General features: G+C 52.3%; 27 protein-coding genes. 1 reads left to right on the plus strand and 26 read right to left on the minus strand.

All coding sequences use genetic code 11. The features are described from left to right. Positions 1-6 precede the first annotated feature (6 nt). From rplX to fkpA, 24 genes are all read right to left on the minus strand, one after another. Positions 7-321, minus strand: a complete 315-nt coding sequence (gene rplX, locus CLM71_RS21985) for a 50S ribosomal protein L24 (protein WP_015962142.1) — start codon at positions 319-321, stop codon at positions 7-9. A 10-nt stretch (positions 322-331) separates the two neighbouring features. Next, positions 332-703 (minus strand): 50S ribosomal protein L14, encoded by a 372-nt coding sequence (gene rplN, locus CLM71_RS21990; protein WP_000613954.1) that lies wholly within the window; start codon positions 701-703, stop codon positions 332-334. A 170-nt stretch (positions 704-873) separates the two neighbouring features. Continuing rightward, positions 874-1,128: a 30S ribosomal protein S17 gene (gene rpsQ / locus CLM71_RS21995; protein ID WP_015962143.1), complete on the minus strand. Its 255-nt coding sequence runs from the start codon at positions 1,126-1,128 to the stop codon at positions 874-876. Further along, complete coding sequence (rpmC, locus tag CLM71_RS22000; protein WP_015962144.1) at positions 1,128-1,319, minus strand: 50S ribosomal protein L29; 192 nt, start codon at positions 1,317-1,319, stop codon at positions 1,128-1,130. Before rpmC ends, rpsQ begins: the two co-directional genes overlap by 1 nt. Continuing rightward, positions 1,319-1,729, minus strand: a complete 411-nt coding sequence (rplP, locus tag CLM71_RS22005; RefSeq protein WP_002438716.1) for a 50S ribosomal protein L16 — start codon at positions 1,727-1,729, stop codon at positions 1,319-1,321. The genes rpmC and rplP overlap by 1 nt, the downstream gene beginning before the upstream one ends. A gap of 12 nt (positions 1,730-1,741) precedes the next feature. Next, positions 1,742-2,440: a 30S ribosomal protein S3 gene (rpsC, locus tag CLM71_RS22010; RefSeq protein ID WP_004956187.1), complete on the minus strand. Its 699-nt coding sequence runs from the start codon at positions 2,438-2,440 to the stop codon at positions 1,742-1,744. A 17-nt stretch (positions 2,441-2,457) separates the two neighbouring features. Beyond that, on the minus strand, positions 2,458-2,790 hold the full coding sequence (gene rplV, locus CLM71_RS22015; RefSeq protein WP_002223844.1) for a 50S ribosomal protein L22: 333 nt from the start codon (positions 2,788-2,790) through the stop codon (positions 2,458-2,460). Between the two features lie 14 nt (positions 2,791-2,804). Further along, positions 2,805-3,083, minus strand: a complete 279-nt coding sequence (gene rpsS, locus CLM71_RS22020; protein WP_004929772.1) for a 30S ribosomal protein S19 — start codon at positions 3,081-3,083, stop codon at positions 2,805-2,807. A gap of 14 nt (positions 3,084-3,097) precedes the next feature. Beyond that, on the minus strand, positions 3,098-3,922 hold the full coding sequence (gene rplB, locus CLM71_RS22025) for a 50S ribosomal protein L2 (RefSeq protein ID WP_015962147.1): 825 nt from the start codon (positions 3,920-3,922) through the stop codon (positions 3,098-3,100). A gap of 18 nt (positions 3,923-3,940) precedes the next feature. Further along, positions 3,941-4,243 (minus strand): 50S ribosomal protein L23, encoded by a 303-nt coding sequence (gene rplW / locus CLM71_RS22030; protein ID WP_015962148.1) that lies wholly within the window; start codon positions 4,241-4,243, stop codon positions 3,941-3,943. Next, positions 4,240-4,845 (minus strand): 50S ribosomal protein L4, encoded by a 606-nt coding sequence (rplD, locus tag CLM71_RS22035; protein WP_004956192.1) that lies wholly within the window; start codon positions 4,843-4,845, stop codon positions 4,240-4,242. Before rplD ends, rplW begins: the two co-directional genes overlap by 4 nt. 10 nt (positions 4,846-4,855) lie before the next feature. Beyond that, a complete protein-coding gene (rplC, locus tag CLM71_RS22040; protein ID WP_015962149.1) occupies positions 4,856-5,485 on the minus strand; it encodes a 50S ribosomal protein L3 in 630 nt (209 codons plus the stop codon). A gap of 32 nt (positions 5,486-5,517) precedes the next feature. After that, entirely contained in the window at positions 5,518-5,829 is a 312-nt protein-coding gene (gene rpsJ, locus CLM71_RS22045; protein WP_001181005.1) for a 30S ribosomal protein S10, read from the minus strand. A gap of 355 nt (positions 5,830-6,184) precedes the next feature. Continuing rightward, a complete protein-coding gene (bfr, locus tag CLM71_RS22050) occupies positions 6,185-6,664 on the minus strand; it encodes a bacterioferritin (protein ID WP_105232884.1) in 480 nt (159 codons plus the stop codon). Positions 6,665-6,738: 74 nt separating this feature from the next. Next, on the minus strand, positions 6,739-6,933 hold the full coding sequence (gene bfd, locus CLM71_RS22055; RefSeq protein ID WP_015962151.1) for a bacterioferritin-associated ferredoxin: 195 nt from the start codon (positions 6,931-6,933) through the stop codon (positions 6,739-6,741). Between the two features lie 131 nt (positions 6,934-7,064). After that, complete coding sequence (gene tuf / locus CLM71_RS22060; protein WP_105229426.1) at positions 7,065-8,249, minus strand: elongation factor Tu; 1,185 nt, start codon at positions 8,247-8,249, stop codon at positions 7,065-7,067. Positions 8,250-8,320: 71 nt separating this feature from the next. Beyond that, positions 8,321-10,435 (minus strand): elongation factor G, encoded by a 2,115-nt coding sequence (gene fusA / locus CLM71_RS22065; protein WP_105232885.1) that lies wholly within the window; start codon positions 10,433-10,435, stop codon positions 8,321-8,323. Between the two features lie 97 nt (positions 10,436-10,532). Continuing rightward, positions 10,533-11,003, minus strand: a complete 471-nt coding sequence (gene rpsG / locus CLM71_RS22070; RefSeq protein ID WP_004956203.1) for a 30S ribosomal protein S7 — start codon at positions 11,001-11,003, stop codon at positions 10,533-10,535. A gap of 96 nt (positions 11,004-11,099) precedes the next feature. Next, positions 11,100-11,474 (minus strand): 30S ribosomal protein S12, encoded by a 375-nt coding sequence (rpsL, locus tag CLM71_RS22075; protein ID WP_004930426.1) that lies wholly within the window; start codon positions 11,472-11,474, stop codon positions 11,100-11,102. Between the two features lie 143 nt (positions 11,475-11,617). Then, positions 11,618-11,902: a sulfurtransferase complex subunit TusB gene (gene tusB, locus CLM71_RS22080; RefSeq protein ID WP_105232886.1), complete on the minus strand. Its 285-nt coding sequence runs from the start codon at positions 11,900-11,902 to the stop codon at positions 11,618-11,620. A gap of 10 nt (positions 11,903-11,912) precedes the next feature. Continuing rightward, complete coding sequence (gene tusC, locus CLM71_RS22085; RefSeq protein WP_172606321.1) at positions 11,913-12,278, minus strand: sulfurtransferase complex subunit TusC; 366 nt, start codon at positions 12,276-12,278, stop codon at positions 11,913-11,915. A 3-nt stretch (positions 12,279-12,281) separates the two neighbouring features. After that, on the minus strand, positions 12,282-12,671 hold the full coding sequence (tusD, locus tag CLM71_RS22090; protein ID WP_105232888.1) for a sulfurtransferase complex subunit TusD: 390 nt from the start codon (positions 12,669-12,671) through the stop codon (positions 12,282-12,284). Beyond that, a complete protein-coding gene (locus CLM71_RS22095; RefSeq protein WP_172606322.1) occupies positions 12,671-13,393 on the minus strand; it encodes a transcriptional regulator in 723 nt (240 codons plus the stop codon). The genes tusD and CLM71_RS22095 overlap by 1 nt, the downstream gene beginning before the upstream one ends. Before the next feature lie 313 nt (positions 13,394-13,706). Beyond that, positions 13,707-14,528, minus strand: a complete 822-nt coding sequence (fkpA, locus tag CLM71_RS22100) for an FKBP-type peptidyl-prolyl cis-trans isomerase (RefSeq protein WP_015962157.1) — start codon at positions 14,526-14,528, stop codon at positions 13,707-13,709. A gap of 326 nt (positions 14,529-14,854) precedes the next feature. Between fkpA and CLM71_RS22105 the strand changes: the two genes are divergently transcribed. Then, complete coding sequence (locus tag CLM71_RS22105) at positions 14,855-15,082, plus strand: SlyX family protein (protein WP_015962158.1); 228 nt, start codon at positions 14,855-14,857, stop codon at positions 15,080-15,082. A 64-nt stretch (positions 15,083-15,146) separates the two neighbouring features. Here the strand turns inward: CLM71_RS22105 and slyD are convergent, their stop codons facing one another. Both slyD and CLM71_RS22115 read right to left on the minus strand, forming a co-directional pair. Then, a complete protein-coding gene (gene slyD / locus CLM71_RS22110; RefSeq protein WP_105232889.1) occupies positions 15,147-15,725 on the minus strand; it encodes a peptidylprolyl isomerase in 579 nt (192 codons plus the stop codon). 125 nt (positions 15,726-15,850) lie between these two features. After that, positions 15,851-16,054: a YheV family putative zinc ribbon protein gene (locus tag CLM71_RS22115; RefSeq protein ID WP_105232890.1), complete on the minus strand. Its 204-nt coding sequence runs from the start codon at positions 16,052-16,054 to the stop codon at positions 15,851-15,853. Positions 16,055-16,056: the final 2 nt, after the last annotated feature.

Below are 16,056 nucleotides of genomic sequence, written 5' to 3' on the forward strand. Positions count from 1 at the left end.
TCCAAATTACTTGATAGTTTCGCTGTTAGACTTGAAGAAACGGACTTTTTTGCCGTCTTCGAATCTAAAGCCTACACGGTCAGCCTTACCGGTTGCCGCGTTGAAGATAGCAACGTTAGAAACCTGAATTGCAGCTTCTTTTTCAACGATGCCGCCTGGTTGGTTCAGAGCCGGAACCGGCTTCTGGTGTTTCTTAACCAGGTTGATACCTTCAACAATGACCTTACCAGCAGACAGGACATTTTTTACTTTACCGCGTTTACCTTTGTCTTTCCCGGTAAGCACGATAACTTCGTCATCACGACGGATTTTCGCTGCCATGGTTCGCTCCTTAGAGTACTTCTGGTGCCAGAGAGATAATTTTCATGAACTTCTCATTACGCAGTTCACGAGTTACCGGCCCAAAAATACGCGTACCGATAGGTTGCTCGCTGTTATTGTTCAAAATAACGCATGCATTTCCATCGAAGCGAATGACAGAACCGTCCGGGCGACGTACACCCTTCTTGGTGCGCACCACTACCGCCTTCAGCACATCGCCTTTCTTCACCTTACCACGTGGAATTGCTTCCTTGATGGTAATCTTGATGATATCGCCGACGCCTGCGTAGCGACGGTGCGAGCCACCTAGAACCTTGATACACATTACGCGACGAGCACCGGAGTTATCGGCGACGTTCAGCATAGTCTGTTCTTGGATCATTTTAGTGCTCCGCTAATGTCAACTACTACTTTAAAGACCTAAGAAATTTAGGTCGTTGAAAAGCCCCATAACTGAGGGCGCAGCATTATAACACCGCTTCCTTAGGATGGGTAGAAAAAATAAACGGCTCATTTTCTGAGCCGTTTATCAAGTGAGAGCCAGCTACTCTATTACAGAATCGCTTTCTCTACAACGCGAACCAACGTCCAGGACTTAGTCTTAGACAGTGGGCGGCATTCGCGGATTTCTACCACGTCGCCGGCGCCACATTCGTTGTTCTCGTCATGTACGTGCAATTTAGTCGTACGCTTGATGAATTTCCCGTAGATTGGGTGCTTCACGAAACGTTCGATAGCAACAACGATGGATTTCTCCATTTTATCGCTAACAACACGACCCTGCAGAGTACGGATTTTATCGGTCATTACGCACCCGCCTTCTCAGTCAGTAAAGTCTTAACGCGTGCGACATCACGACGCACTTGTTTCAACAGGTGAGTTTGTTGCAGCTGGCCACTCGCCGCTTGCATGCGCAAGTTGAATTGCTCACGCAGCAGGTTGAGCAGCTCAGTGTTCAGCTCTTCAACGCTTTTTTCACGCAGCTCTTGTGCTTTCATTACATCACCGTCTTGGTTACAAAGGTGGTTTTGATCGGCAGTTTCGCTGCTGCCAGCTTGAATGCCTCACGGGCCAGCTCTTCAGGCACACCGTCCATTTCGTACAGGACTTTACCAGGTTGGATCAGAGCAACCCAGTACTCTACGTTACCCTTACCTTTACCCATACGGACTTCCAGCGGCTTCTCGGTAATTGGTTTGTCCGGGAATACACGGATCCAGATTTTACCTTGACGCTTAACTGCACGAGTCATTGCACGACGTGCTGCTTCGATTTGACGAGCAGTCAGACGGCCACGGCCAACAGCTTTCAGACCGAAAGTGCCGAAGCTAACATCCGTACCTTGCGCCAGACCACGGTTGCGGCCCTTGTGCACCTTACGGAATTTTGTACGCTTTGGTTGTAACATCAGCGACTCTCCTTACTTGCGGCCTTTACGCTGCTGCTTTTTAGGTTGAGCAGCCGGTTCCGGTTGTTCAACTGCAGCCATACCACCCAGGATCTCACCTTTGAAGATCCATACCTTAACGCCAATTACACCGTAAGTGGTGTGCGCTTCGGACGTGTTGTAGTCGATGTCCGCACGCAGAGTGTGCAATGGAACACGACCTTCGCGGTACCATTCGGTACGTGCGATTTCAGCACCGCCAAGACGGCCGCTTACTTCAACTTTGATGCCTTTAGCGCCCAGACGCATTGCGTTCTGTACAGCACGCTTCATAGCACGACGGAACATCACGCGACGTTCCAGCTGAGAAGTGATGCTGTCAGCAACCAATTTAGCGTCCAGTTCCGGTTTACGGACTTCGGCGATGTTGATCTGTGCAGGAACGCCAGCGATGTCCGCTACGACCTTGCGCAGTTTTTCTACGTCTTCACCTTTCTTACCGATAACGATACCCGGGCGAGCAGTGTGAATGGTTACACGAATGCTTTTAGCCGGACGCTCGATAACGATACGAGATACGGACGCTTTAGCCAGTTCCTTAGTCAGGAATTGGCGAACTTTAAAGTCGCTGTCCAGGTTGTCAGCGAATTCTTTGGTATTCGCATACCAGGTAGAGTTCCAAGGTTTGACAATACCCAGGCGAATACCATTAGGATGTACTTTCTGACCCATTGCTAGTCTCCAGAGTCTCAGCGATCGGACACAACCACAGTAATGTGGCTGGTGCGCTTCAGGATGCGATCTGCACGACCTTTCGCACGCGGCATAATGCGCTTCATGCTTGGGCCTTCATCTACGAAGATTTTCGTAACTTTCAGATCATCGATGTCAGCGCCATCGTTGTGTTCTGCGTTAGCAATGGCAGACTCCAGTACTTTTTTAACCAGACCAGCAGCTTTCTTGTTGGTGTAGGTCAAAGTTTCCAGAGCTTGCGACACTTTCTTACCGCGGATCAGGTCAGCAACAAGGCGAACCTTCTGAGCAGAAGAACGAGCGTGGCGATGTTTAGCGATAGTTTCCATCTCTTCCTCCTACCTTAGCGCTTTTTAGCTTTTTTATCAGCCGCATGGCCGCGATAAGTACGAGTCGGCGCGAATTCACCCAGTTTGTGACCGACCATTTCATCGGAAACGAATACTGGTACGTGCTGACGACCATTATGGACAGCGATGGTCAAACCGATCATGTTAGGAAAGATCGTTGAACGACGGGACCAAGTGCGCAAAGGCTTCTTGTCACCGCTTTCCACCGCTTTCTCTACCTTCTTCAGCAAGTGCAGGTCAATAAAAGGACCTTTCTTGAGAGAACGTGGCATGGCTTATCCTCTAATTATTTTTTGCTACGGCGACGTACGATGAACTTATCAGTACGCTTGTTGCTACGGGTCTTCTTACCTTTGGTCTGAACGCCCCACGGGGAAACCGGGTGCTTACCAAAGTTACGACCTTCACCACCACCGTGCGGGTGATCTACCGGGTTCATCGCCGTACCGCGAACGGTAGGACGAACACCACGCCAACGTGCAGCACCTGCTTTACCCAGGACGCGCAGCATGTGTTCTGAGTTACCGACTTCACCCAGGGTGGCGCGGCAATCTGCAGGAACTTTACGCATTTCGCCAGAGCGCAGACGCAGAGTTACGTAGGAACCATCACGAGCAACGATCTGAACGTAGGCACCGGCAGAACGCGCCATCTGGCCGCCTTTACCTGGTTTCATTTCTACGTTGTGAACCGTTGAACCAACTGGGATGTTGCGCATTGGCAGGGCGTTGCCCACTTTGATCGCAGCATCAACACCAGATTGGATCTGGTCACCAGCTTTCAGGCCTTTCGGCGCCAGGATGTAACGGCGTTCGCCGTCTTTGTACAGAACCAGCGCGATGTTCGCGGAACGGTTCGGATCGTACTCCAGACGCTCAACCACTGCAGACACGCCGTCTTTGTTGCGTTTGAAGTCAACCAGACGATAGTGTTGCTTGTGGCCACCACCGATATGACGGGTGGTGATACGGCCATTGTTGTTACGACCACCGCTTTTGCTCAGTTTTTCCAGCAGCGGGGCATAAGGTTTACCCTTGTGCAGCTCAGGGTTAACCACTTTAACAACGTGGCGACGACCCGGAGATGTAGGTTTACATTTAACAATTGCCATTGTTCTTACTCCTCCGACTTACTCTGCGCCGCTGATGAAGTCCAGATTCTGGCCTTCTTTCAGGGTGACGTAAGCTTTTTTCCAGTCGCTACGACGACCGATACGCTGACCGTGACGCTTCACTTTCCCTTTAACTACCAGGGTGCTCACGTCTTTGACTTCGACTTCAAACAGTTTCTGCACTGCAGCTTTGATTTCTGCTTTGGTCGCGTCTTTGGCAACTTTGAGTACGATGGTGTTTGATTTTTCCATCGCTGCAGATGCTTTCTCAGATACGTGCGGTGCACGCAGCACTTTCAGCAAACGTTCTTCACGGATCATGCCAGCATCTCCTCAACTTGCTTCACAGCATCAGCAGTCATAACCACTTTGTCGAAGGCGATCAGGCTAACTGGATCGATACCTGCTACATCGCGCACGTCAACCTTGTACAGGTTACGAGCAGCCAGGAACAGATTCTCATCGACTTCGCCGGTTACAATCAGCACGTCTTCCAGGGCCATATCTTTCAGTTTCTGTGCCAGCAGCTTAGTTTTAGGCGCTTCAACAGAGAACTTTTCGACAACGATCAGACGATCTTGACGTACCAGTTCGGACAGGATGCTTTTCAGCGCGCCGCGGTACATCTTTTTGTTAACTTTCTGACTGTGGTCTTGTGGCTTCGCAGCGAAGGTCACACCACCGGAACGCCAGATCGGGCTCTTAACAGAACCTGAACGCGCACGGCCAGTACCTTTCTGGCGCCACGGTTTCTTACCGGAACCGGTCACTTCAGCACGGGTCTTCTGAGCACGGGTACCTTGACGGGCACCTGCTGCATAAGCAACAACAACCTGGTGTACCAGCGCTTCGTTGAAATCACGACCGAAGGTAGTTTCGGAAACAGTCAGCGCGCTTTGCGCGTCTTTCAATACTAATTCCATTGCTATCCCCTTACGCCTTCACAGCTGGTTTAACGATCAGGTTGCCACCGGTTGCACCCGGAACAGCACCTTTTACCAGCAGCAGGTTGCGCTCAGCGTCAACACGTACTACGTCCAGGCTCTGAACGGTTACGCGTTCGTCACCCAGGTGGCCTGCCATTTTCTTGCCTTTGAACACTTTGCCCGGAGTCTGGTTCTGACCGATAGAACCCGGAACGCGGTGAGACAAGGAGTTGCCGTGGGTAGCGTCTTGGGTACGGAAGTTCCAGCGCTTAACAGTGCCAGCAAAACCTTTACCTTTAGAAGTACCGGTTACGTCAACTTTTTTAACATCAGCGAAGATTTCTACGCTAATTTCCTGACCTGCAGTGTATTCCTGACCTTCTTCCAGGCGGAATTCCCACAGACCACGGCCAGCTTCAACGCCAGCTTTAGCGAAATGGCCAGCTTCAGGCTTGGTCACACGGTTCGCTTTTTTGCTACCGGTGGTGACCTGAATGGCACTGTATCCGTCGTTATCCAGGCTCTTAACCTGAGTTACGCGGTTCGCTTCAATTTCGATTACGGTTACTGGGATGGAAACGCCTTCTTCAGTGAAGATGCGAGTCATGCCCACTTTTTTACCGACTAAACCAATCATTGTTTCAACCTCTCAATCGCTCAATGACCTGATTAACCCAGGCTGATCTGCACGTCTACACCGGCAGCCAGATCCAGACGCATCAGAGCATCAACGGTTTTCTCGGTTGGCTCAACGATGTCAACCAGACGCTTGTGAGTACGGATTTCGTACTGATCGCGCGCATCTTTGTTGACGTGCGGAGAGATCAGAACGGTAAAACGCTCTTTGCGGGTCGGCAGCGGGATCGGACCACGGACTTGCGCACCAGTGCGCTTAGCAGTCTCGACGATTTCCGCGGTTGATTGATCGATCAGACGATGATCAAACGCTTTCAGGCGGATACGGATTCTTTGGTTCTGCATGAGACCAGAGCTCCAATTATTTTATAAACGTAAATAATTACTCCTCACACCCATTTCGATTGATGGGGGAGTGTAATCGTCAACATATAACTCCCATATCGGGAGTATTGTTCGAAAGGCACAAAAGGCTGCCGATCGACTGATTCGCTAAAATCAGGCTACCAAGATTAGGTAAGCCCGCGCATTATACGCAAAATGGGCGCTAAAGCAAGATGCAGATGAAAATATGCGCAGAATATCGGCGCTTTCATATCATGAGGCAGGGATTGATATAAGCGGAAACAACGTGGCGAGGACTCCCCTGCCCTGCCGGCAACCAGGCTGCCGGCGGTTCAGTAAGAAGCGGTGAATCACGTCAGTCTTTACGCTCCAGCACCTGAGCCTGCGCGTAATTCTGAATGCCCAGACGCTGGATAAGGTCCAGCTCGGTTTCCAGCCAGTCGATATGTTCTTCTTCATCCGCCAAAATCTCGATCATCAGATCGCGACTGACGTAGTCATGGATGGAGTCGGCGTAAGCGATACCCTCACGCAAATTCTTGGCGCCATCCAGTTCCAAGGCCAAGTCCGATCGCAGCATCTCCTCAATATCTTCGCCGATATTGAGCTTGCCGAGATCTTGTAAATTCGGGATGCCTTCCAGAAACAGAATACGCTCGATATAGCGATCGGCGTGCTTCATTTCATCGATGGACTCGTGATATTCCTTGTCATTGAGGCGCATTAAACCCCAATTCTTGAACATGCGGGCGTGTAGGAAGTATTGATTGATGGCAACCAACTCGTTGCCGAGCAGTTTATTGAGATGCGCAATGATCTTTTTATCGCCTTTCATAAGGTATTCCTCCTGACCAGTTCTAAAAGTGTAGAACCTGTGCGTCAAGAGTCAAAAAATGACCTTACCTTCTGTTAGGCAACTTCATGCATATGAATAATGGCTGCGCGTTCCTCCACCATAATCTGGCGTGCCTGACGAATGCATTTCCCGCAATCACTACCAATCGGCACAAGGTCTCGCAGCTGCTTCATGGTATGGGGGTTGTGCTGACGTACCGCTTTACGAATCGCTTTGTCAGTCACGGCATTACACAGACATACGTACATAGGAGACTCACTTCTTAACCTTTGAGTAAGTCTAAATAAGAATGCTTTTTATTTCAATTAAGATTTGCACAAATTGTATAAAAAAAGGGCACCGAAGTGCCCTCTTTATTGTGTTGATAAATTATCAGCGATTAAGCGATAACTTTAGCAACAACACCCGCGCCTACGGTACGGCCGCCTTCACGGATTGCGAAACGCAGACCGTCGTCCATCGCGATTGGGTGAATCAGGGTTACTACCATGTTCACGTTGTCGCCTGGCATTACCATCTCTACGCCTTCTGGCAGTTCGATGGTACCGGTCACGTCAGTTGTACGGAAGTAGAACTGTGGACGGTAGCCTTTGAAGAACGGAGTATGACGGCCGCCTTCGTCTTTGGACAGAATGTACACTTCAGATTCGAACTGGGTGTGCGGCTTGATTGAACCTGGCTTCGCCAGTACCTGACCACGTTCGATTTCTTCACGCTTGATACCACGCAGCAGAACACCTACGTTCTCACCAGCACGGCCTTCGTCCAGCAGTTTGCGGAACATTTCTACGCCAGTACAGGTAGACTTAACGGTGTCTTTGATACCAACGATTTCAACTTCTTCACCGACTTTGATGATACCGCGCTCTACACGACCGGTAACAACGGTACCACGACCTGAGATGGAGAAGACGTCTTCGATTGGCAGCAGGAACGGCTTGTCTACAGCACGCTCTGGCTCTGGGATGTAGCTGTCCAGCGCTTCTGCCAGCTCAACAATCTTCGCTTCCCACTCGGCTTCGCCTTCCAGCGCTTTCAGCGCGGAACCACGGATTACCGGCAGGTCGTCGCCAGGGAAATCGTAAGCAGACAGCAGTTCGCGAACTTCCATCTCTACCAGTTCCAGCAGCTCTTCATCATCTACCATGTCGCATTTGTTCATGAATACGATGATGTAAGGTACGCCTACCTGGCGGCCCAGCAGGATGTGCTCACGGGTCTGAGGCATTGGGCCGTCAGTCGCTGCTACTACCAGGATTGCGCCGTCCATCTGCGCTGCACCGGTGATCATGTTTTTCACGTAGTCGGCGTGCCCTGGGCAGTCAACGTGCGCGTAGTGACGAGTCGGGGTGTCATACTCAACGTGAGAAGTGTTGATGGTGATACCACGAGCTTTTTCTTCTGGCGCGTTATCGATCTGGTCGAAAGCGCGAGCAGCACCGCCGTAGGTTTTAGACAGTACGGTAGTGATTGCAGCAGTCAGGGTAGTTTTACCGTGGTCAACGTGGCCGATAGTACCAACGTTAACGTGCGGTTTTGTACGTTCAAATTTTTCTTTAGACACGGCTATATTCCTTACTATAGCGCTCTCCCCCATCAGGAGAGAGCACGGGACTTTGGTTTTAACCCTAAGGCTTATTTACCACGGGCTTCAATAACGGCCTGAGCAACGTTGTTCGGCGCATCATCATACTTCAGGAATTCCATGCTGTATGATGCACGACCTTTGGTCAGAGAACGCAGCTGAGTTGCATATCCGAACATTTCGGACAGCGGTACTTCAGCGTGGATCTTAACGCCAGTTGCTTCAGATTCCTGACCGCGCAGCATACCACGACGACGGCTCAGGTCACCGATGACGTCACCAGTGTTCTCTTCAGGCGTTTCCACTTCAACCTTCATGATAGGCTCAAGCAGAACTGGGCTTGCTTTCTTAAAGCCATCTTTAAAGGCAATGGAAGCGGCCAGTTTAAACGCCAGTTCAGAGGAGTCAACGTCGTGGTAAGAACCGAAGTGCAGACGCACGCCGAGATCTACTACTGGGTAACCAGCCAGCGGACCAGCTTTCAGCTGCTCCTGGATGCCTTTATCAACGGCAGGGATGTATTCGGTCGGAATTACACCACCTTTGATGTCGTTGATGAACTCGTAACCTTTCGGGTTAGAGCCCGGCTCCAGCGGGTACATGTCGAACACAACGTGACCGTACTGACCACGACCACCAGACTGCTTGGCGTGCTTACCTTCGATATCGGTAACTTTGGCGCGAATCGCTTCACGATAAGCAACCTGTGGTTTACCGACGTTCGCTTCAACGTTGAACTCACGCTTCATACGGTCAACGATGATGTCGAGGTGCAGCTCGCCCATACCAGCGATGATGGTCTGGTTAGATTCTTCATCAGTCCATACGCGGAATGACGGGTCTTCTTTAGCCAGACGGCCCAGAGCCAGACCCATTTTTTCCTGGTCAGACTTGGTTTTCGGTTCAACGGCGATGGAGATTACCGGCTCAGGGAATTCCATACGCTCCAGAATGATCGGCGCATCTGGATCACACAGGGTATCACCAGTAGTTACGTCTTTCAGACCGATAGCCGCGGCGATGTCGCCCGCGCGAACTTCTTTGATCTCTTCACGTTTGTTGGAGTGCATCTGTACGATACGGCCGAAACGCTCACGTGCAGCTTTCACGGAGTTCAGCACGGTATCGCCGGAGTTAACCACACCGGAGTAAACGCGGAAGAATGTCAGGTTACCCACGAACGGGTCGGTAGCGATTTTGAACGCCAGAGCAGCAAACGGCTCGTTGTCATCAGCGTGACGCTCAGCCGGGGTATCTTTACCGTCGTCCAGCATACCGTTGATCGCAGGAACATCGATTGGAGACGGCAGGTAATCGACCACCGCATCCAGCATCGCCTGAACACCTTTGTTCTTAAATGCAGAACCACAGGTTACCAGGATGATTTCGTTGTTCAGCACGCGCTGACGCAGTGCAGACTTGATCTCTTCCTCGGTCAGCTCGTCGCCGCCCAGGTATTTTTCCATCAGCTCTTCAGATGCTTCAGCTGCGGATTCGATCAGGTTCTGGTGCCATTCGTTAGCCAGTTCGACCATATCGGCAGGGATATCTTCGTATTCGAAGGTTACGCCCGCGTCAGCGTCGCTCCAGTTGATGGCTTTCATTTTCACCAGGTCAACAACGCCGGTGAATGCTTCTTCAGCACCGATAGCCAGCTGCAGTGGAACTGGAGTTGCGCCCAGACGAGTTTTGATCTGGTCAACAACTTTCAGGAAGTTCGCACCCATACGGTCCATTTTGTTAACGAACGCGATACGTGGAACTTTATATTTGTTAGCCTGACGCCATACGGTTTCAGACTGTGGCTGAACACCACCAACAGCACAGTAAACCATCACTGCGCCATCCAACACACGCATGGAACGTTCTACTTCGATGGTGAAGTCAACGTGCCCTGGGGTATCGATGATGTTTACGCGGTGCGGTTCGTACTGCTTGGCCATACCAGACCAGAAAGCAGTGGTCGCTGCAGAAGTGATGGTAATACCACGCTCCTGCTCCTGTTCCATCCAGTCCATGGTGGCAGCGCCGTCATGAACTTCACCGAGTTTATGGTTTACACCGGTGTAGAACAGGATACGTTCGGTAGTGGTGGTTTTACCGGCGTCGATGTGTGCACTGATACCGATGTTGCGGTAGCGTGCAATAGGTGTTGTACGAGCCATTTGATTCCTCTATTGCCTTAGGCGTTCAAGTTCAGTTAACCCAAGCGGGTGAGCCTCTTGAAGCGCCCGCTTGGTTAGCATAACTACAGCGTGGTGATTACCAGCGGTAGTGCGCGAACGCCTTGTTGGCTTCGGCCATGCGGTGAACGTCTTCACGCTTCTTAACAGCAGAACCTTTGTTCTCTGCTGCGTCAGACAGTTCATTCGCCAGGCGCAGAGCCATGGATTTATCACCGCGTTTACGAGCAGCATCAACGATCCAGCGCATTGCCAGAGCATTGCGACGAACCGGACGAACTTCAACTGGTACTTGGTAAGTAGAACCACCAACGCGGCGCGACTTAACTTCGACAGTCGGGCGAACGTTGTCCAGAGCTACTTCAAAAGCTTCCAGGTGATCTTTACCAGAACGCTGAGCCAGGGTCTCCAGCGCGGTATAGACGATTGCTTCTGCGGTAGATTTTTTACCGTCTACCATCAGGATATTTACAAATTTGGCCAGCAGCTCAGATCCGAACTTAGGATCTGGCAGAATTTTACGTTGGCCGATTACGCGACGACGTGGCATGGAAATACTCCGTTGTTAATTCAGGATTGTCCAAAACTCTACGAGTTTATTTTGACATTAAAGTTAAAACGTTTGGCCTTACTTAACGGAGAACCATTAAGCCTTTGGCTTCTTCACGCCGTACTTGGAACGAGCTTGCTTACGGTCTTTAACACCGGAGCAGTCAAGTGCGCCGCGAACGGTGTGGTAACGCACACCTGGCAAGTCTTTAACACGACCGCCGCGGATCAGGATCACGGAGTGCTCCTGCAGGTTGTGACCTTCACCACCGATGTAGGAAGTCACTTCGAAACCGTTGGTCAAACGCACACGGCATACTTTACGCAGTGCGGAGTTTGGTTTTTTAGGTGTGGTGGTATATACGCGGGTACATACGCCACGTTTTTGCGGGCAGGCTTCCAGCGCTGGAACGTTGCTTTTAGCAGCCTTCACAGAGCGTGGTTTGCGAACCAGCTGGTTAATTGTTGCCATTAAAAAAGCTCCTGGTTTTTGCTTCGTACTAGCTTCGTAAACATGTGATAAATCCCCTCGTATGCACTATTGGCAAAGTACGAGGACGCAGAATTTTATTGCCGACCCGAAGAGGTGTCAAGAAATATACAGCATCGTCGTCATTACCACGCCATTTGGCTGCGATGCATTGTGGTTAATTCAACGAAGTGATTATAGTCAATGACGGTGACTTTGTGTGAAATATGACCACCCAGCCCCCGCGCCTCCAGATCATTGCGCAGCGCATAAAGAGAGATGGGGGCGGCAAGCAGTAAATCAAGGTGAGCGCCGGCCAGCGCGGCCAGCACGCCGTCCTGCAGCAGCAGCAGCGCATCGCCGGGCGACGCCTGACGCAGCAGCGTCGGCAGATCGCACTGCGCAGGGGAACGGCTCAGGGTAAACAGCATCGGGACATTCCTAAAAAGTCATCACCACGTCGAAGGCGGCCAGTTTTTGTCGCAGGGCTTCAGGCGCCAGCACTTCGGCCTCCAGCACCCAATTTTCCACCTGTGCCAGACCGCGCGCCTGCAGCGACGCCTCACACAGATAACATTGCTCAACGTCATACAACGGCAAAACGCCGAACGTTGCGATGTAGTTGCGCCCCAGCACCGTTTCCGGCTGCTGGCCCGGCAGCAGCTGCAGCACGCCGTCGCCGATAAAAAACACGCCCAGATCTTCGCTCAGCGCCGACGTGGCGAGCAAGGCATCAAGCCCTTCCCGCCCGGAGGCGCTACCGTGCGGGGCCTGGGTAAAAACAAAGGCCACTCGTTTCATCGTCATCTCTTAAAACTGTACCATGCGGTCGCAGCCAAGCGCGGCTTCCGCCAGCGCGCCCAGCCCGCTGAGCGTAAAGCCAGGCTGCAGATTCGCCGCCGCCAGTCCCTGCTCACGCGCCTCATGTTCGTCGGTAACGCCACGGCGCAACGCCGCCGCAACGCAGACGTTCAGCACGACGTTATGCTGCTGCGCCAGCTCGGCCCAGGCGCGCACCAGATCGAACTCATCACTGGCCGGCGACGTCAGCCGGTTGGCATTCAGCACCCCTTCGCGGTAGAAAAACACGCTGTTCAGCCGGTGTCCGGCCTCAATCAGCGCCAGCGCGAACTGATAGGCGCTGCTGGCCTGCTGCGTACCGTAGGCCGGCCCGGTGACTAACAGGCAGTAATTCAGCATCACCGTTCATTACCCAGCAGGTCGCCGCTTTTAAACTGGCGGATATACAAATACACGGTGTGTTTGGAGATATTCAGCCGGTCAGCCACCTGGTTGATGGCGTCCTTGATATCAAAAATCCCCTTCTCGTACAGGTTCAATACCACCTGCCGGTTTTTGACGTTGTTTGACACGTTGCGGTCGGCGTTCACCTCTTCAATGGTGAACTCCAGCGTCTGCGCCACCAGATCGTCCACCGACGAGGCGAAGTTCACCGACGAGGCGATTTCCTGGGTTTCCGGCGGCATAAAGCTTTGCATCACCTGAGAGAACGGCACGTCAAGGTTCATATTGATGCACAGCAGGCCGATCACGCGCTGCTCGCGATTGCGAATGGCGATGGTGACGGATTTCATCAGCACGCCGCTTTTGGCGCGGGTGAAATAGGCCTTGGACACGCTGCTGTCGTCGCCGGCCATATCGTGCAGCATACGCAGCGCCAAATCAGTAATCGGCGAACCAATCTGCCGGCCGGTATGCTCACCGTTGGCGATACGCACCGCAGAGCATTTCAAATCTTCCAGCGAGTGCAGCACGATCTCGCAGTGCGAGCCGATCAGCATCGCCAGACCATCGACCACCGCCTCATAAGATTTCAGGATTTCATAATCCGTCTGGTTAAACGGACGCTCATTGAGCAAATCAAGCTCGCCGGCTTCGCTGGATAAAAGCGAATTAGACATCGAAGATACCACCCTCATAAATCGTCTGTGCCAGGGGGCGCAGCTAAAACAGCTCGTATTGATCGAAAACAGTTTTAGATACACGCCCTAAGGGGCAGACGCATGACATAATTGTCTGAATCCGATCCCGGTCGGCACGACCGAAACCAAACCCTTTCATTTTCGCGTGGTATTGACGTTAAGCTCATGCCCGGCAGGCGTCAAGTGATCAGGCCGAGGAGGAAGATAAAGTTGTGGCAAGATTGGCAAGGATGGCGGGGAAGTAAACGAAAACCGCCGCGACATCATCGCGGCGGTGGCGCACAGGATTCGCTTATTTAGCTTTCGCTTTAGCGTCCGCAGCGGCAGGTTTTTCTGCTTTGGCGTCAGCTTTCGGCGTGGCTTTCACGTCCAGCAGCTCAACGTCGAACACCAGGGTGGAGTTAGCCGGGATGCCAGGAACGCCGGTTTTACCGTAAGCCAGCGCCGGTGGGATAACCAGCTTGATTTTACCGCCCTTCTTGATGTGCTTCAGACCTTCGGTCCAGCCAGGGATAACGCCGTCCAGACGGAACGACAGCGGCTCGCCGCGGGTGTAAGAGTTATCAAACTCTTTACCGTCGATCAGGGTGCCCTTGTAGTTCACCACCACGGTGTCGCTGTCTTTTGGCGCATTGCCGGTACCTGGTTTCTCTACCTGATACAGCAGGCCGGATTCCGTTTTCTTCACGCCTTTTTCTTTGGCGAAGGTGTCACGGTATTTCGCGCCTTTCTCTTCGTTTTCTTTCGCGTCCTGCTCCATCTTCGCCTGAGCGGAAGACTTCACGCGCGCTTCAAAGCCCTGCAGGGTTTTCTCAATATCCGCGTCATTCAGCTTGCTCTTGTTGGCGAAAGCGTCCTGAACGCCGGCGATCAGCTGGTCTTTATCCAGTTTGATACCCAGTTTCTCTTGCTCTTTGAGAGAGTTGTCCATGTAACGGCCCAGGGACGCGCCCAGCGCGTAAGCCGCTTGTTCGTCATCGTTCTTGAATTTGCCGGTGCTTGGCGCCGCGGCGGCATCAGCAGGTTTTGCCGCATCGGCGGCCATAGCCTGAGTCGCATTCAAAGCAAAAGCCATGGTGGTTGCCAGAAGCGTGACTTTAAACAAAGATTTCATCCATTTCTCCAGTGTCTGAAGCGGTGCCCCAAACAATCATTAAGTAAGATAACCGGGCTACTATAGCGGGCTGCAAGAAAACAAGACAGTCGCACAGGTAACCAATCGAGTCAAAGTGTGACTTCGTATTCAAAGAGAAGTTTCCTCTCATTTTTACCCGCATGATAAATCAGACTTTTCTTGACCCGCTGCGGCGCCATGGCATAAAGCCGCCCCGCCATGTACGCTTTTACCCCCCGCCTCAGGTAAATAGCACAGCGCAAAACGCGCTGCAGCTGTTACCATAACGCCAGCAATCAAGATTTAACAGTGTCAGAGGTCACGCCATGCACAACGCCGGCAATGAAAGCCTGTTACAACGGCTGGAAGAGTTGGAAAGCCGTCAGGCTTTTCAGGAAGTCACCATCGAAGAATTGAACCAGACGGTTGTTCAACAGCAGTTGGAGCTGCTGAAAATGCGTGAGCACCTGCATCTGCTCACCGATAAACTGCGCGCCGCGCAGCCTTCCATGATCGCCTCGCAATCGGAAGAAACGCCGCCTCCCCACTATTAACCGCTGCGCCGCAGGAGCATAAAAAAAGGCCGCCGAAGCGACCTTTTCCTGCAGCGTGCTGCGCTTAGTGGCAGCCGCAACCGCCGTTGCCACAGCCGCCTTTTTTCTCTTCAGCGTGATCGTGACCATGGTCGTGACCGCCGCAGCAGCCGTCGCCGTGCTCGTGGTGATGATCGTGCTCACCGTGAACGTGGCCGTGAGCCAGTTCTTCCGGCGTTGCTTCACGGATAGCCACCACTTCAACGTTGAAGTTCAGGTTCTGGCCCGCCAGCATGTGGTTGCCGTCAACCACCACGTGGTCGCCGTCCACTTCGGTAATTTCAACCGGAACCGGGCCCTGATCGGTATCAGCCAGGAAACGCATGCCAACCTGCAGTTCGTCAACGCCCATGAAAACGTCTTTTGGTACGCGCTGCACCAGGTTTTCATCATAGTTGCCGTAGGCTTCGTTAGCGCCAACGTGAACGTCGAAACGATCGCCCACCGCATGGCCTTCGAGCGCTTTTTCCAGACCTGCAATCAGAGAACCATGCCCGTGCAGATAGTCCAGCGGTGCACTCACCGGAGACTCATCAACCAAAACACCGTCTTCTGTACGTACTTGGTAAGCCAGGCTGACTACCGAGTCTTTTGCTACTTTCATGATATCTCCTACCGTTGGATACTTTCAGCTGCGCCAGCCTGGGCCGACAGCAACTCTAACGGGTAGATTGTAACGGAAATCTACTCCGCTGTACCCTCCAGCATAAAAAATCGCGGCAAACAACGCTATTCCGGATGGAAAATACCGATCACCTGCTCCTGGGGACGCACGTGTTTTTCCACCTGTTGTTCCGTCTGACGCTGATGATGGCCGCACTTCACGCACTCCACCACCTCAACCTGATCTTCGCGCCAGACGGCCAGCGTATCCATCGCATTACAGCTCGGGCAAACCGCACCGGCGATAAAACGCTTACGTGTTACAGACATGC

It is taken from the genome of Serratia sp. MYb239, from assembly GCF_002966855.1.
Lineage (GTDB): Bacteria > Pseudomonadota > Gammaproteobacteria > Enterobacterales > Enterobacteriaceae > Serratia_B > Serratia_B rhizosphaerae.

What these genes read in the sequence shown, in the direction of transcription:
- CLM71_RS22115 (WP_105232890.1), bottom strand. Translation starts at nt 16,054, where the DNA reads ATGTCTGTAACACGTAAGCGTTTTATCGCCGGTGCGGTTTGCCCGAGC.
- rplD (WP_004956192.1), bottom strand. Translation starts at nt 4,845, where the DNA reads ATGGAATTAGTATTGAAAGACGCGCAAAGCGCGCTGACTGTTTCCGAA.
- bfr (WP_105232884.1), bottom strand. Translation starts at nt 6,664, where the DNA reads ATGAAAGGCGATAAAAAGATCATTGCGCATCTCAATAAACTGCTCGGC.
- rpsC (WP_004956187.1), bottom strand. Translation starts at nt 2,440, where the DNA reads ATGGGTCAGAAAGTACATCCTAATGGTATTCGCCTGGGTATTGTCAAA.
- rplP (WP_002438716.1), bottom strand. Translation starts at nt 1,729, where the DNA reads ATGTTACAACCAAAGCGTACAAAATTCCGTAAGGTGCACAAGGGCCGC.
- slyD (WP_105232889.1), bottom strand. Translation starts at nt 15,725, where the DNA reads ATGAAAGTAGCAAAAGACTCGGTAGTCAGCCTGGCTTACCAAGTACGT.
- fkpA (WP_015962157.1), bottom strand. Translation starts at nt 14,528, where the DNA reads ATGAAATCTTTGTTTAAAGTCACGCTTCTGGCAACCACCATGGCTTTT.
- rpsQ (WP_015962143.1), bottom strand. Translation starts at nt 1,128, where the DNA reads ATGACCGATAAAATCCGTACTCTGCAGGGTCGTGTTGTTAGCGATAAA.
- tusD (WP_105232888.1), bottom strand. Translation starts at nt 12,671, where the DNA reads ATGCTGAATTACTGCCTGTTAGTCACCGGGCCGGCCTACGGTACGCAG.
- CLM71_RS22105 (WP_015962158.1), top strand. Translation starts at nt 14,855, where the DNA reads ATGCACAACGCCGGCAATGAAAGCCTGTTACAACGGCTGGAAGAGTTG.
- rplX (WP_015962142.1), bottom strand. Translation starts at nt 321, where the DNA reads ATGGCAGCGAAAATCCGTCGTGATGACGAAGTTATCGTGCTTACCGGG.
- tusB (WP_105232886.1), bottom strand. Translation starts at nt 11,902, where the DNA reads ATGCTGTTTACCCTGAGCCGTTCCCCTGCGCAGTGCGATCTGCCGACG.
- bfd (WP_015962151.1), bottom strand. Translation starts at nt 6,933, where the DNA reads ATGTACGTATGTCTGTGTAATGCCGTGACTGACAAAGCGATTCGTAAA.
- CLM71_RS22095 (WP_172606322.1), bottom strand. Translation starts at nt 13,393, where the DNA reads ATGTCTAATTCGCTTTTATCCAGCGAAGCCGGCGAGCTTGATTTGCTC.
- rplW (WP_015962148.1), bottom strand. Translation starts at nt 4,243, where the DNA reads ATGATCCGTGAAGAACGTTTGCTGAAAGTGCTGCGTGCACCGCACGTA.
- rplN (WP_000613954.1), bottom strand. Translation starts at nt 703, where the DNA reads ATGATCCAAGAACAGACTATGCTGAACGTCGCCGATAACTCCGGTGCT.
- rpsL (WP_004930426.1), bottom strand. Translation starts at nt 11,474, where the DNA reads ATGGCAACAATTAACCAGCTGGTTCGCAAACCACGCTCTGTGAAGGCT.
- tusC (WP_172606321.1), bottom strand. Translation starts at nt 12,278, where the DNA reads ATGACGATGAAACGAGTGGCCTTTGTTTTTACCCAGGCCCCGCACGGT.
- rpmC (WP_015962144.1), bottom strand. Translation starts at nt 1,319, where the DNA reads ATGAAAGCACAAGAGCTGCGTGAAAAAAGCGTTGAAGAGCTGAACACT.
- rplC (WP_015962149.1), bottom strand. Translation starts at nt 5,485, where the DNA reads ATGATTGGTTTAGTCGGTAAAAAAGTGGGCATGACTCGCATCTTCACT.
- rpsS (WP_004929772.1), bottom strand. Translation starts at nt 3,083, where the DNA reads ATGCCACGTTCTCTCAAGAAAGGTCCTTTTATTGACCTGCACTTGCTG.
- rplV (WP_002223844.1), bottom strand. Translation starts at nt 2,790, where the DNA reads ATGGAAACTATCGCTAAACATCGCCACGCTCGTTCTTCTGCTCAGAAG.
- rpsG (WP_004956203.1), bottom strand. Translation starts at nt 11,003, where the DNA reads ATGCCACGTCGTCGCGTAATCGGCCAACGTAAAATTCTGCCAGATCCT.
- rpsJ (WP_001181005.1), bottom strand. Translation starts at nt 5,829, where the DNA reads ATGCAGAACCAAAGAATCCGTATCCGCCTGAAAGCGTTTGATCATCGT.
- rplB (WP_015962147.1), bottom strand. Translation starts at nt 3,922, where the DNA reads ATGGCAATTGTTAAATGTAAACCTACATCTCCGGGTCGTCGCCACGTT.
- fusA (WP_105232885.1), bottom strand. Translation starts at nt 10,435, where the DNA reads ATGGCTCGTACAACACCTATTGCACGCTACCGCAACATCGGTATCAGT.